We start from the raw sequence: 13220 nt of genomic DNA, 5'->3' as shown, positions 1-13220 counted from the left end.
TTATGTCGCAGATTTACGGTCGATCAAATACATTATTTATTGTACATCACATAAGCGTAAAAGTCAATATAATTCACAGATGTTTTTAAACTTTATCTTTATTTTTTGTTAATATAACAAAAACAGGCAATTTAAATTGCCTGTCAAAAATAATTAAATCAGTGAAAACGCCTGCTTAATACCAGATACGCCTGCCAGCTTAATTTTAAAATCCTCCTGTTTTACAGACGCAAGCGATTGCTTAGGCAGAACACAAATATCAAAGCCCATTCTCTCCGCTTCTTTTATTCGCTGAACTACGTTTGAAACTGCCCTTACCTCTCCGCCAAGACCGACTTCTCCGAACGCAATAAGCCCATCCGGAAGAGGTTTATCCATTATACCGGAATAAAGGCACATAGCGGCCGCCAGATCCCCTGCCGTTTCATCAATACGAAAACCGCCGACAACATTCAGATAAACGTCTAAATTACCGAAAAACATCCCTGCACGTTTTTCCATTACGGCGATAATAATTGCCATACGGTTAAAATCATATCCCTTAGACATTCTCCTCGGAGTTGCAAATCCGCTTTTGGCGGCAAGCACCTGTACCTCTGCGAGTATAGGACGCAGTCCCTCCATAGTACACGTAACGCATGTACCCGATACGCCTTCAGGACGTCCGGAAAGAAGCATCTGAGAAGGATTATCAACCTCGCACAGTCCCTTATCCAGCATTTCAAACACGCCTATTTCGTTGGTCGAACCGTAACGGTTTTTAACCGTGCGGAGAATACGGCAGCTCAGATTTCTTTCGCCCTCAAAATACAAAACCGCGTCGACGATATGTTCCATTACCTTAGGGCCTGCGATAGCTCCGTCCTTATTTACATGCCCTACAATTATAATAGGTATCTCATTATTCTTAGCAGTATGCATGAAAAGATTTGTGCATTCCCTAACCTGTGTAAGGCTTCCGGGACTTGAGGTAACAGAGGTTATGTTCATTGTCTGTATAGAATCTATTATAACTATATCAGGATCGGCAGAAACAATCGTATCGCATATGGCTTCGGCGTCGGTAACAGTCAGGATATAAAGACTATCCGTATCAACTCCAAGCCTGTCGGCCCTAAGCCTTATCTGCCTTGCGGACTCTTCTCCTGAAACATAAAGAACAGAATAATTCTGCCCCAGATACTGACAGACCTGTAAAAGCAAGGTACTTTTTCCTATTCCCGGAGCGCCGCCAAGAAGAACGAGAGAGCCTTTTACAAGTCCTCCTCCGAGAACACGGTCAAGCTCTCCAATTCCTGTTTCATACCTTACGTCGGAATCAACGTCTATTTCTGAAAGCTCCATAATTTTATCTGTCAAATCTGATGTCTTGCGCGCCGAGCCTGTTCTTACTGAAACCGTCTGCTCTGTTTCCTCAAAGCTGTTCCATGCTCCGCATTCCTGGCATCTGCCGTTCCATTTACCGCTTTCAAAACCGCATTGATTACATACAAATATAGTTTTTGATTTTGCCATTTAAACGTCCTCACAATAATTTATTATTTTTTCGCCAGATATTCATTTATAGCCGCAAATATGCTAAAGGCGATTTTGTTCTGATATTCCTCGTCTTTAAGATTTTCCGCCTCCTGAGGATTGGACAGAAATCCGCATTCCACCATAACAGTAGGATTATTACAGAAGTAGCATAAAAACAGCTCCTTGCCGCAAAGCTTTATTTCCCTGTCATTATCCGGCTGTATATATTCAACTATTTTATTCTGTATAGCCTGAGCAATATACTTGCTTTCCGAATTCGTATCGGAATAGAACATCTGAGCGCCGCTGTATTTAGGGTCTGTAAATTGATTTTGATGAATTGAAATACATATTGCGTTAGGATATTCGTTAAAAATTTCAAGTCTGTTATCCATATCCGAGCTTTTCTGATTTGCTATTCCCTCTATACCGTCGTCGTGTATAGAACGGTCGTCATCTCTGGTTAGCTTTACATCATAGCCGTTTGCAGTAAACAAATCTCTCAGACATAAAACAATATTAAGATTTATACCCTTTTCAGGAACTCCGTCTGCTGAAGAACAGCCGCCGTCTATTCCGCCGTGGCCTGCGTATGTGTTAAACAAGGTCAATTACAAATTCCAGTTTATAGTTATTTCTCTCTGTCCGCTTTCATTTTTTTCACCTATAAGAACAGATTCTATGAATTCCTCAGCAACAGTCCGGGTAAGCTTCTCTATTCTGGAATACCTGTCTATTATCATATCACGTTTTTCAGTTGCAGATCTTTTTTCTTCCAGTTCTTCGATACTTTGCCTAATACTTTCCTTACGAGCCTTTAGCCCTTCAATTTTATCGGTATATCTTCTGCTCATCATTATGTATTGTTCCTTTGAAATTGTCCCGTCCAGCTTATCCTCATATAGCCGTATAAGCTTTTCATTATTTTCAGAAACATCTCGGCAAACCGATTCTGATAATTTGATTAGCCTTGAAATACTTTCGTCAATACCGTTTACCACATTTATTTTATCCTGCTGACAGTAATTCTCTATAAGTTTATTTATCTGTTCTAATAAAAGCCTTTCCAGAGCCATACCGCTTATAGACGCTTTATTGGAGCAATTCATAGCTCCGGTCTTATATGTACCGCATATAAGACTGTAATATCGGATAGTCTTTTTCTTATTATAATATACGTTTCTCTTCATCGGTTTTCCGCATACAGCGCATTTCACCTTTCCGGCAAGCGGCGACAGCTCCTGATCCGTCCTGCCGGCTCTTACCCTGCTCTTAAGCTTTTGCCGGACCATTTCCCAAGTTTTTGCGTCTATCACAGCGTCATGGCTACCCGATATTTTTATCCATTCCTCCTCGGCCGCCCTTTTTCTTTTTTTATTCTTATAGCTTACCGTATGCGATTTGCCTTGTACCAGCGTACCGGTATAGGTTTCATTACGTATAATATTATAAATGGTGCTGACAGTCCAAAGCCCCTTCGACGAGCTTTTGCTTTCATTACTGTTCACATACCTGCTGTTTGTCCGGCGTTTATGAGATGTGGGATTCGGTATTCCCGCCTCATTCAGCGCAGCCGCAATTTTCCGGTATCCCCATCCCTGAAGATACCAGAGAAATATATCTCTGACAACCGGAGCCGCCATTTCGTCAATAATAAGATGATTTTTATCTTCAGGATCCACAAGATAGCCATAGGGAGCAAAGGATCCGGTAAATTTTCCCTCCTCCCTTTTATGCTGCAATACCTTGCGGACATTTGCAGATACCTCCTCGCAATACCATTCATTTACAAGCCCGTTGATCTGTCTTGTCTTTTTATTGGTTACGTCAAGGCTGTCCGCATGATCTATTATACTGACAAACCGTACTCCCCATTCGGGAAATTTATCATGTATATATGTTTCGACTACTGCCATATCTCTTGAGAATCTCGACTGCGATTTGCAGAGAACAACGTTTATACAGCCGCTTTCACAATCGGCAAGCAATCTCTGAAAATCAGGTCTGTAAAAATCCGTTCCGCTGTAATCCTCGTCACAATAAATATCAAAAATATCCCAGTTTCGCTGACGGCAGTAATCGGTAAGCAGTGATTTCTGATTCTGAATGCTCTCGCTTTCGTCCGCCTCGGATTTTTTATTCCTATCCTCATCTGAAAGCCTCAGATAAACTGCGGCGCTGACCATAAATTTTCCACCTCCGAATAAAGAGAAAAATGATATGATACTGGATAAGAAATAAATCTAAATAATTATACCATATCACAATTAAATCTGCAACTATTGCCGCCGCGTTTATGTAATCCGTTTAAGCTCAAGATTAATAATTCTTTCAAGCTTGCGGGTTATGATTTCCTGCAATAGCTGAATATCCTCCGGTCTTGTTTTAAATTTACTTACTATAAGAAATTGTTCCATACATTTATCCCTCCTTAATGTTATTATTATATGCTTAATTTCAAGCCTGTATAACTTATCAATCAAGACGGTAGCAAAACCCAAAGCCGGAACATATAATGAGTTGTGAAGACTTTCTTCATAATAATTTATTCAAGGGAGAATACCAATGGCAATTTTATGCAATCTTAGTGTTGATTACTCAAACGATTCGTCAAATGATAGAATACTTCCGTTTAAATTTACTCTTACAGACGATTCAGTTTTATCGCCTGAAGAAGGTGAATTTCAGAAGTTTTGCTATGACGTAGAGGCAACCGGTACCGATAACTCAGACTTTGCTGATCTGAGCCACTTTATACTCGGAATATGTCCTAATCTTACTCAGGCAGATTTCCATTCCGTTACGGTTACAATTAACGGAGTTCCCCAGACAGTAATCTGGGGCGGAAATGTAGAAATCAAAACGCCTGAAAAACCCGATCATCCGACTCAATGTTCGGGACTTAAAATTAATTTTCCTCTTGACAAGGAAACCGGAAACGTCATGCATGTATGCTTTGAACTAAACAGCGTTTCACCGGTAGGACCTACTAACGTATGTCTTTTCGGCGGAAATACAACCAAAACAGGCATGTCAATATGCGGTCCTGCATGTTCGTCAAGCCAGGGATGTACTCAAACTGTATTTCAGCAGGAAACAGTCTGCGTACCTGTAACGGTAAGGCCTTTTGCAATAGCCGGAGAAGCTACTACCGTCTGCTGCGGTGAACCGGTTGTTACAAGCGGAACCTCTCCCTGCACCGGAGGAAGCGAATGCACATTTACCGTTAGACAAACGATATGCGTTGAAGTACCAATCACATTCGGCGCCGACGTAAGAACCGGAACAGCGACTACTTCGTGCGGTACCGCAAGCTCCGGAGAATGCGATTGCATTTCTGAGACTCCCGAAGCTTCATTTACTGATACTGCTTCTGAAAACGGCTGCTCATGCAGATACGATTTCTGATAAGCCATTTATGAAAAAAGCCTGAACCGTTGGTTCAGGCTTTTTAGTTATGTATAAACTATAAACGCTAATGTAAATTAAAACTATTGATTCATGAAGATGATTATGATAAAATATCTCTGTAAGGAGAAAAATCATGACTTATAAAAATATTAATAAAGCCGTATTCATAGACCGGCCAAACAGATTTATCGCTCGCTGCGAAATAAACGAACAAGTTGAAACGGTCCATGTAAAGAACACCGGACGCTGCAAGGAGCTTTTAATTCCCGGAACAACCGTTTTTCTTGAAAAGTTCAACGCCCAAACCCGAAAAACAAATTATGACTTAATTTCTGTAATTAAAGGAAACAGGATAATAAATATTGACAGTCAGGCGCCAAACAAAATATTCCTTGAATGGGCTAAAAGCGGTAGATTTTTACCTGATATATTATTAATAAAGCCCGAATACAGATTCTTAAATTCGCGTTTTGATTTTTATATTGAAACTCCATTTAAAAAAATATTTATAGAAATAAAAGGAGCCACACTTGAAAATAACGGAGTTGTTATGTTTCCCGACGCACCTACGCAACGCGGATTAAAGCATATCTCAGAGCTTATTGAAGTTAAAAAGAAAGGATACGAAGCATATATTATCTTTGTGATCCAAATGGAAAATGCAAAATATTTTATGCCGAATTATATCACTCATAAAGCCTTTGCTGACAAGCTCAAAGAGTGCGACGACAACGGGGTAAATGTGGCGGCGTTTGATACAATTGTAACAGAAAAAAGCATCGTTCTTAATAATGAAGTTGAAGTAAGATACATGTGATATTATAAAAATTAACAGACCTTGTTTAAGACATATGCACCGTGACCTGCGTCAAGTACAATCACCGGCTTATCGCTCTGCACTGAGCCGACCGCCGGTAAAGAATCTCTTTCCATATACCGGTAGGAGCTAAAAACAACTCCTGCACAAACAGCTACAGCCGCGGATACGACCGCTATTCTTTTAAATATTTTTTTATTAATTTTTTTCATAAGCACACCTACTTCTGCAAAATAAAGCGGACCAAGCCGACTTGTCTTATTAATGCTTATGAAAACATATCTGAAAATATGACAGACCTTCTCTACATAAGCCATTATTTTGTTTTTTTAAAGGAATACAGCAATTGGATTGATGGTTACTAAATAAAAAAACCGAAACTGCTTTACAATACAGTTTCGGTTTTGCATATGGCGTTCCCGAGGTGATTCGAACACCCGACCTACCGCTTAGGAGGCGGTCGCTCTATCCAGCTGAGCTACGGAAACATTTGCGGACTTTCGTTATTTGGTCCGCAATAAAATAAAAATAATCAAGCGCCGTACTTAACAGTAGAAACAGGTACGCCAACGCCCATAGTAGAAGTCACAGTACAGGATTTAATGTATGTTCCCTTAGCAGCGGACGGTTTAGCTTTAACAACTGCTTCCATGAGAGTTGCAAAGTTTTCTTCAAGCTTAGAAGCTCCGAACGACGCTTTTCCGATAGGACAATGAATAATGTTTGTCTTATCAAGACGATATTCAATTTTACCTGCTTTGGCTTCAGTTACAGCCTTAGCAACGTCAGGAGTTACGGTGCCTGCTTTTGGGTTTGGCATAAGTCCTCTGGGACCGAGCACCTTACCAAGACGTCCTACCATGCCCATCATATCCGGTGAAGCAATTACAACGTCAAAATCCATCCAGTTTTCCTTCATGATCTTATCAACAAGATCCATGCCGCCTACATATTCGGCTCCGGCTTCCTTAGCGGCGTCATATTTGTCTTCCTTACAGAATACGCATACTCTAACGTTTTTACCGGTACCGTTAGGCAATACAACCGCGCCTCTGACCTGCTGATCCGCATGTCTTGAGTCTACGCCCAGACGAATATGCGCCTCAACAGTTTCATCAAATTTAGCCTTGGCATTTTTGCAGACCAAATCGAGAGCCTCAACAGAATCATACTGCTTTGTGCTGTCAACAGCTTTGCAGCTTTCCATATATTTCTTGCCGTGTTTCATTATAAATCCTCCATATAAAGTGGTAATACCGGACTGCTTAATCGCTCAAAATCCGGTTAGCGGAAATTTCCTCCCACCATTTCGGAAAACAAAAGACAAAAGCTTTCGCATCCGTCAGGTATTAATCAACTACAACGATACCCATTGAACGGGCTGTTCCGGCAATCATACTCATTGCCGCTTCAAGCGAGCCAGCATTCAGGTCAGGCATCTTCTGTTCAGCAATTTTCTGAACCTGTTCTTTAGTTATATTGGCAACCTTATTCTTGTTAGGAACGCCTGAAGCGGTTTCAATTCCGCATGCCTTCTTTATAAGAACCGCTGCCGGCGGTGTTTTTGTTACGAATGAGAAAGAACGGTCTGCATAAACAGTTATAACGACAGGAATAATCATACCGATATCATTCTTTGTTCTTTCATTGAATTCCTTTGTAAACGCCATAATGTTTACACCGTGCTGACCGAGCGCCGGACCAACCGGCGGTGCAGGCGTTGCTTTGCCTGCCGGAATCTGAAGCTTTATATAGCCGACTACTTTCTGTGCCATGCTTTTCGCACCTCCAAAAATTGTGGTAACACCGAGACAATGAAAAATTTTTGCCTCTCCCACCTATAAGCATTTGCAGCTTTTGTTTATTTTTTAATCATCAAGCCTTATAACCTGGTTAAGAGCCAAGGTAGCCTGAGTTTCACGACCGAACATAGAAACCAAAACCTCAACTGTTCCGTCTTCAATATTAATTTTCTGAACTATACCGACAAAACCGTCCATAGCGGTGCCTGAAACCTGAACCTGATCTCCGACTCCGAAATTCACCTCAACTGTGCCCGGACCAAGATCAACTCCCAGCGCTTTCACTTCCTCTTCTGAAAGAGGAGTAGGTTCAGACGCAGGGCCGACAAATCCTGTAACTCCCCTGGTGTTCTTTACTACATACCATGAATCGTCAGTATAAACCATTTTAAGCAAAACATAGCCCGGATAAGTTTTTCTTTCAACATCCTTGGTTTTGCCGTCGGTAATTTCCGTTACCTTTTCGGTAGGAACTCTTACTTCAAGGATAAGGTCGTGAAGCTTTCTGTTTTCCACAACTTTTTCAATATTCTGCGCAACCTTATTTTCATAGCCCGAATATGTGTGAATTACATACCATTTAGCCGCTTCTGACATTTAAAATCCTCCTAAAAGTTTTTGTTCTGCGCTCTTTATCAGCCGATATCCAGCAGAAACTTAAAGAGCTTAAGCAGACCGAAATCAAGAGCGCCTACAAAAACGCTTGAAACAACCATCGTTACTAAAACGACGAGCGTATTGTTAAACACCTGCTTTTTGGTCGGCCATACTACCTTTTTAAATTCACTTTTTAAGTCCTTAAACCACTTAACAATTCTGTTAGGCTTTTTCTTCTTGGACTTGTCCGAGGTCTTTTTTTCTTTTTTAGTTTCTTCTTTTGACATTTATAAGACCTCCGATTTACTTAGTTTCCTTGTGAAGAGTATGTTTCTTACAGAACTTGCAAAACTTGTTCATTTCAAGTCTGTCAGGATCATTCTTCTTGTTTTTCTTCGTACAATAATTGCGCTGCTTGCATTCTGTACAAGCTAAAGTCACCTTTACTCTCATATCGGCACCTCCTGACGATATTCCTCCGTTATACGGAAAATAAATAGTTTGCCTCCCTCAGTTTAGGGCTGATTAACAGAAACGAATGCAAAAAAATAAACCCCTAAAAGAGGTAAATTAAGTATATCATATCTTTTTATAAATGTCAAGGTCTTGAAATAATATTTTCCGAATCTTTTTATAAATAAAAGTATATAATAGTATAAAACTAATTTTTAAGCGGCGGTATCTAATTTATGAAAAATACTTGAAGTTTTTTGTGGAATATGTTAAAATATATTGATACATAACCGTTTATAAAGATATTAAATTTAAGGAGTTGTAGCTAATGTCAAAAATAAAAGTCGCAGTCATATTCGGCGGCGCCTCGAGCGAGCATGATATTTCACTTATTTCAGCAACAAATGTTATTGAAAACATGCCGAAAGATAAATATGAGGCGATCTGCATAGGCATTACAAAAAAAGGACGATGGCTTTATTATCCGGGCGACGTAAGCAATATCGCTTCGGGCGAATGGGAAAAGGATCCCGACTGTTCATCGGCGGTGATTTCTCCGGATCCTCTTCACAAAGGCGTCATAACGCTTGAAAACGGTGAATACACAATAAGAAAGGTTGACGTTGTTTTTCCGGTTCTTCACGGAAAAAACGGCGAAGACGGTACAATCCAGGGGCTTCTTGACCTGTCGAAAATACCTTATGTCGGATGCGGACTTTTAGCGTCCGCGGCATGTATGGATAAAACCCATACTCATTCCATTCTGGATTACAACAATATAAGAACTGCCAGATGGCGTGCGCTCGGTTTGAGAAATCTTAACCATCTTGACAGAGAATGCGCGGATATAGCGGACGATCTCGGATTTCCGATGTTTGTTAAGCCGGCAAACGCAGGCTCTTCCATTGGCATAAATAAGGCTGTTGATTTAGAATCGCTAAAGGAGGCCGTCAAAATCGCATTTTCCCACGACAACAAGGTTATTATAGAGGAATTTATCAAGGGACAGGAGCTTGAGGTGGCTGTATTCGGTTATGATTCGCCATTCGCGTCTTTTGTAGGCGAAATCGGAAAGAACAATGATTTTTACGACTACGATTCCAAATATATTAACAACTCCGTTAATCTTTATATCCCCGCAAAAATACCTGACGAAAGCGCCAGAGAAATCAGAGAAACGGCTTTAAACGCATATAAGGCTATGGGCTGCAAAGGTCTTGCAAGGATTGACTTCTTCCTTTCTGAAAACGGCGAGGTAATTTTAAATGAAATGAATACAATGCCCGGTTTCACATCCATAAGCATGTATCCGAAGCTGATGGAGGATCTGGGAATGTCCTACGGCTATCTTATAGATAAGCTGATAGAACAAGCTATTGATAATGCTGACAGAAACTATTAAAGGAATTTCTTATATGAATAATTACGCTATCGGAGTTTTTGATTCCGGCATGGGCGGATTGACAGCTGTTAAAGAGCTGAACGCTCTTATGCCCGACGAGGACATCATATATTTCGGAGACACCGCAAGGATCCCATACGGCAGCAGAAGCCGTGAAACTGTGTTAAAGTACGCCAAGGAAGACGTAAGCTTTCTGCTAAAGCACAATATAAAAATGATAATCGCCGCATGCGGAACGGTAAGCTCTGTTATAGGCTCAAAGCCTCTGGTTGACAATATGCCGTTTACCGGAGTTATACTTCCGGCGGCTCAGGCGGCCTGCGCCGCCACAAAAAACGGCAAAATAGGAGTTATAGGCACTCCGGCTACAATAAGAAGCGGCAGCTTCGGAAAAGCTATAAAAGCAATTAATCCTCACGCGGCGGTTATCGGAAATGCCTGCCCGCTTTTCGTACATCTGGTTGAAAACGGATATACGTCTAAGAACTGCGAAATAACAAGACTCGCCGCAGAGGAATATCTGACTCCTATTAAAGCGGAAGGAGTAGACACGCTCATTCTGGGCTGTACTCACTACCCTGTTATAAAGGAAGTAATAGCCGACATAATGGGAGACGGCGTAAGACTTATTTCATCGGGAGCGGAAGCCGCGAAATATGCTCAGAGCTGTCTGATGTCGGCGGATCTTTTAAACGACGGCGGACGCTGCGGCAAAAACATTTTTTACGTAAGCGACAGCAAGGAGCTTTTTGAAGAAAACGCTAAACATTTTCTTGAGCATCCCGTAAACGGAGAGGTGTTTAGCTGTAATTTAGGGGAATAAAAATTGAATTCAGAAAAATTTATGATTGAAATGAAAAGTATTCAGTCTATTTATAATGATAAAACCGAAACCGAGCTTGTTACATCGGGAAAATTCAGACGCGACGACGAATCCTTTCTAATTAGCTATAAGGATTCGGACGCAACCGGCTTCAAGGGCTCTGAAACGGAAATTTCCGTAACAGGCAACAGCATTGCTTCCATTATAAGAAGAGGCAGCGCCAACTCAGATCTTGTAATAGAGCCGGGTAAAAAGCATCACTGTCACTACGCCACTCCCTACGGAGAAATGGTTATCGGTATCTATACCCATAAGCTTGAAAACAATCTGAACGATAACGGCGGTAATCTCTATATGAAATATACTATCGACATAAACACAAGCTATATGTCGGATAATGAAATAATAATGAACATCAAAAAAGCATAGGAAGGTTGATTTTACATATGTCAGACTTAATCAGACTTGCCTCGTCGCAGGCAAGGGATATTATACTTGATTCACTGGGGAGGCTTGTTTCCCTAAAAAAACTCCCTGCCGAACCGATACCGGACTTCATAGTTGAAATACCGGCCGATAAAACCCACGGGGATTTTGCGGCAAACGCCGCAATGGTTTCGGCAAGGTCATTCAGACTTGCGCCCAGAAAAATTGCAGAGCTTATCTGCGAAGAGGCGGTACTTGACGGTACATTTTTTGAAAAAATGGAAATAGCCGGACCGGGATTCATAAATTTCTTTCTTTCAAGAGAATGGTTTTCATCAGCCGTCGATACCGTAATAAAAGAATCCGAAAATTACGGAAGAACGGATACGGGCAATGGTAAAAAAGCTATTGTTGAATTTGTTTCAGCCAATCCTACCGGTCCAATGCATATAGGAAACGCCAGAGGCGGCGCAATCGGAGACGGTCTTGCCGAAATACTTGACTGGGCAGGCTACAGCGTTGAAAGGGAATTCTATGTAAACGACGCGGGAAATCAGATTGAAAAATTCGGAAAATCACTTGATCTCAGATATATGCAAATATGCAGCCAAGACGGTCTGAAGGTTTTGGCTGAATGCAATAACGAAACCGGAGCGATAAGCGAAGCGATATATAATAACGCCGATACGTTTCCTATGCCCGAAGACGTTTATCTTGGAATGGATATAATAGCTCACGCTCATAATTATTTTACCGAATACGGCGGCGGTCTTGCCGAAATGCCTGAAGAAGAACGCAGAAAGCGGCTTGTCGGATATGCTCTTCCGAAAAATATCGCAGGGCTGGAAGAGGATCTTAATAAATATCGTATAACATATGATACATGGTTCAGGGAAAGCGATCTTCATAAGGATGGCTCAGTTGAAAAAATAGTCGATATGCTTACTGCCAGCGGATATACCTATGAGCTTGACGGAGCAATTTGGTTCAAATCCTCAGAGCTTGGCGACGAAAAGGACAGAGTTCTTGTCCGCGCAAACGGTATTCCCACCTATTTCGTTCCAGATATTGCCTACCATTATAACAAGCTTGTAACAAGAGGATTTGACAAGGCTATAGATATTTTCGGCGCTGATCATCATGGATATATCCCAAGAATGAAGGCCGCTCTTACGGCTCTCGGAGTAGATCCTGACAGACTGGATATAGTAATAATGCAAATGGTCAATTTAGTTAAGGACGGAGAAAAATACAAGCTTTCTAAACGTTCAGGCAAAGCAATCACTCTTTCAACTCTGCTGGATGAAATCCCAATTGACGCCGCAAGATTTTTCTTTAATCTCCGCGAGCCGAATTCTCACTTTGATTTTGACTTGGATCTTGCCGTTGAAAAGTCGTCACAAAATCCGGTATATTATGTTCAATATGCTCATGCAAGAATATGCAGTCTGCTTACAAACCTTAAAAACGAAGGATTTGAAGCCGCATCGTATGATAAGAAAGAGCTTGATATTCTGGACAAGCCTCAGGAAACCGAACTCATCAGACATCTTGCGTCGCTGCCCGGAGAGATTGACAACGCGGCTAAAACCTACGACCCTTCAAGGATCACAAAATATTCCGTTGAGCTTGCAACTCTCTTTCATAAATTTTACGACGCATGCAGCGTAAAAAACGCTGAAACCGAACAACTGAAAAAGGCAAGGCTTATTCTTTGCAGAGCGGTTTTGCAGACGCTGAGAAATTCTCTTGCAATATTAAAAATTGACAGACCGGAAAAAATGTGATATTATATAATTACAAGTTACATTTTAGTTACAAATAAATTAACCATTTGTAAGTTTCCGACAAATCTCAACGCAGTATTTTTGTGCACTATTTTATAAAACCCTAATTTGTTAACAGTTTGTTAACATTTACGCGTCTTGAATGTGTTACAATTTGTAATATATTAAGGCATTAAGAAGCATT

Annotated in this window: 16 protein-coding genes and 1 tRNA gene; 6 read left to right on the top strand and 11 right to left on the bottom strand. The window is 40.9% G+C overall.

All coding sequences use genetic code 11. The features are described from left to right. Positions 1-153 precede the first annotated feature (153 nt). The 4 genes from radA to ACYQ0N_RS02585 form a co-directional block, all read right to left on the bottom strand. On the bottom strand, positions 154-1515 hold the full coding sequence (gene radA, locus ACYQ0N_RS02600) for a DNA repair protein RadA (protein ID WP_460161779.1): 1362 nt from the start codon (positions 1513-1515) through the stop codon (positions 154-156). A gap of 23 nt (positions 1516-1538) precedes the next feature. After that, the gene (locus ACYQ0N_RS02595; protein WP_177532530.1) at positions 1539-2123 is read right to left on the bottom strand and encodes an N-acetylmuramoyl-L-alanine amidase; all 585 of its coding nucleotides are present in this window, start codon (positions 2121-2123) and stop codon (positions 1539-1541) included. A gap of 6 nt (positions 2124-2129) precedes the next feature. Continuing rightward, a complete protein-coding gene (locus tag ACYQ0N_RS02590) occupies positions 2130-3704 on the bottom strand; it encodes a recombinase family protein (protein WP_460161778.1) in 1575 nt (524 codons plus the stop codon). Between the two features lie 108 nt (positions 3705-3812). After that, complete coding sequence (locus ACYQ0N_RS02585) at positions 3813-3935, bottom strand: hypothetical protein (protein ID WP_460161777.1); 123 nt, start codon at positions 3933-3935, stop codon at positions 3813-3815. A gap of 148 nt (positions 3936-4083) precedes the next feature. On the opposite strand from ACYQ0N_RS02585, the gene ACYQ0N_RS02580 reads away from it, so the two are divergent. Both ACYQ0N_RS02580 and sfsA read left to right on the top strand, forming a co-directional pair. Beyond that, the gene (locus ACYQ0N_RS02580; RefSeq protein WP_177532532.1) at positions 4084-4926 is read left to right on the top strand and encodes a hypothetical protein; all 843 of its coding nucleotides are present in this window, start codon (positions 4084-4086) and stop codon (positions 4924-4926) included. Positions 4927-5062: 136 nt separating this feature from the next. After that, positions 5063-5746 (top strand): DNA/RNA nuclease SfsA, encoded by a 684-nt coding sequence (sfsA, locus tag ACYQ0N_RS02575; protein ID WP_460161776.1) that lies wholly within the window; start codon positions 5063-5065, stop codon positions 5744-5746. Positions 5747-5757: 11 nt separating this feature from the next. Here the strand turns inward: sfsA and ACYQ0N_RS02570 are convergent, their stop codons facing one another. From ACYQ0N_RS02570 to rpmG, 7 genes are all read right to left on the bottom strand, one after another. After that, positions 5758-5958 carry a hypothetical protein gene (locus ACYQ0N_RS02570; RefSeq protein WP_177532534.1) on the bottom strand — a complete coding sequence of 67 codons (201 nt, stop codon included), beginning with the start codon at positions 5956-5958 and terminating at the stop codon, positions 5758-5760. A gap of 199 nt (positions 5959-6157) precedes the next feature. Next, positions 6158-6234, bottom strand: a tRNA-Arg gene (locus ACYQ0N_RS02565). Positions 6235-6278: 44 nt separating this feature from the next. Further along, entirely contained in the window at positions 6279-6974 is a 696-nt protein-coding gene (gene rplA, locus ACYQ0N_RS02560; RefSeq protein ID WP_460161775.1) for a 50S ribosomal protein L1, read from the bottom strand. 121 nt (positions 6975-7095) lie between these two features. Then, positions 7096-7521: a 50S ribosomal protein L11 gene (rplK, locus tag ACYQ0N_RS02555; protein WP_177532535.1), complete on the bottom strand. Its 426-nt coding sequence runs from the start codon at positions 7519-7521 to the stop codon at positions 7096-7098. 93 nt (positions 7522-7614) lie between these two features. Next, a complete protein-coding gene (gene nusG / locus ACYQ0N_RS02550) occupies positions 7615-8145 on the bottom strand; it encodes a transcription termination/antitermination protein NusG (protein WP_177532536.1) in 531 nt (176 codons plus the stop codon). A 38-nt stretch (positions 8146-8183) separates the two neighbouring features. Next, complete coding sequence (secE, locus tag ACYQ0N_RS02545; RefSeq protein ID WP_177532537.1) at positions 8184-8432, bottom strand: preprotein translocase subunit SecE; 249 nt, start codon at positions 8430-8432, stop codon at positions 8184-8186. 16 nt (positions 8433-8448) lie between these two features. Continuing rightward, positions 8449-8598: a 50S ribosomal protein L33 gene (rpmG, locus tag ACYQ0N_RS02540; RefSeq protein WP_177532538.1), complete on the bottom strand. Its 150-nt coding sequence runs from the start codon at positions 8596-8598 to the stop codon at positions 8449-8451. Between the two features lie 328 nt (positions 8599-8926). Between rpmG and ACYQ0N_RS02535 the strand changes: the two genes are divergently transcribed. From ACYQ0N_RS02535 to argS, 4 genes are read left to right on the top strand one after another with little or no spacing between them, the layout of a single operon-like run. Beyond that, positions 8927-10000, top strand: a complete 1074-nt coding sequence (locus tag ACYQ0N_RS02535; RefSeq protein WP_177532539.1) for a D-alanine--D-alanine ligase family protein — start codon at positions 8927-8929, stop codon at positions 9998-10000. A gap of 13 nt (positions 10001-10013) precedes the next feature. Beyond that, on the top strand, positions 10014-10823 hold the full coding sequence (murI, locus tag ACYQ0N_RS02530; RefSeq protein ID WP_177532540.1) for a glutamate racemase: 810 nt from the start codon (positions 10014-10016) through the stop codon (positions 10821-10823). Between the two features lie 3 nt (positions 10824-10826). Beyond that, positions 10827-11252 carry a YwiB family protein gene (locus ACYQ0N_RS02525; RefSeq protein WP_460161774.1) on the top strand — a complete coding sequence of 142 codons (426 nt, stop codon included), beginning with the start codon at positions 10827-10829 and terminating at the stop codon, positions 11250-11252. A 17-nt stretch (positions 11253-11269) separates the two neighbouring features. Then, entirely contained in the window at positions 11270-13036 is a 1767-nt protein-coding gene (gene argS / locus ACYQ0N_RS02520; RefSeq protein WP_460161773.1) for an arginine--tRNA ligase, read from the top strand. Positions 13037-13220 lie beyond the last annotated feature (184 nt).

The sequence above is a fragment of the Ruminococcus sporogenes genome (genome assembly GCF_054655175.1).
The sequence above is the reverse complement of the archived record's forward strand: the minus strand, read 5'-3'. Positions and strand labels throughout refer to the sequence as shown.

Excerpts from the sequence above, each read along its gene's own strand:
- ACYQ0N_RS02585 (WP_460161777.1), bottom strand. The coding sequence starts at position 3,935 with ATGGAACAATTTCTTATAGTAAGTAAATTTAAAACAAGACCGGAGGAT.
- murI (WP_177532540.1), top strand. The coding sequence starts at position 10,014 with ATGAATAATTACGCTATCGGAGTTTTTGATTCCGGCATGGGCGGATTG.
- nusG (WP_177532536.1), bottom strand. The coding sequence starts at position 8,145 with ATGTCAGAAGCGGCTAAATGGTATGTAATTCACACATATTCGGGCTAT.
- radA (WP_460161779.1), bottom strand. The coding sequence starts at position 1,515 with ATGGCAAAATCAAAAACTATATTTGTATGTAATCAATGCGGTTTTGAA.
- ACYQ0N_RS02590 (WP_460161778.1), bottom strand. The coding sequence starts at position 3,704 with ATGGTCAGCGCCGCAGTTTATCTGAGGCTTTCAGATGAGGATAGGAAT.
- secE (WP_177532537.1), bottom strand. The coding sequence starts at position 8,432 with ATGTCAAAAGAAGAAACTAAAAAAGAAAAAAAGACCTCGGACAAGTCC.
- ACYQ0N_RS02535 (WP_177532539.1), top strand. The coding sequence starts at position 8,927 with ATGTCAAAAATAAAAGTCGCAGTCATATTCGGCGGCGCCTCGAGCGAG.
- sfsA (WP_460161776.1), top strand. The coding sequence starts at position 5,063 with ATGACTTATAAAAATATTAATAAAGCCGTATTCATAGACCGGCCAAAC.
- ACYQ0N_RS02580 (WP_177532532.1), top strand. The coding sequence starts at position 4,084 with ATGGCAATTTTATGCAATCTTAGTGTTGATTACTCAAACGATTCGTCA.
- argS (WP_460161773.1), top strand. The coding sequence starts at position 11,270 with ATGTCAGACTTAATCAGACTTGCCTCGTCGCAGGCAAGGGATATTATA.
- rplK (WP_177532535.1), bottom strand. The coding sequence starts at position 7,521 with ATGGCACAGAAAGTAGTCGGCTATATAAAGCTTCAGATTCCGGCAGGC.
- rpmG (WP_177532538.1), bottom strand. The coding sequence starts at position 8,598 with ATGAGAGTAAAGGTGACTTTAGCTTGTACAGAATGCAAGCAGCGCAAT.
- ACYQ0N_RS02570 (WP_177532534.1), bottom strand. The coding sequence starts at position 5,958 with ATGAAAAAAATTAATAAAAAAATATTTAAAAGAATAGCGGTCGTATCC.
- rplA (WP_460161775.1), bottom strand. The coding sequence starts at position 6,974 with ATGAAACACGGCAAGAAATATATGGAAAGCTGCAAAGCTGTTGACAGC.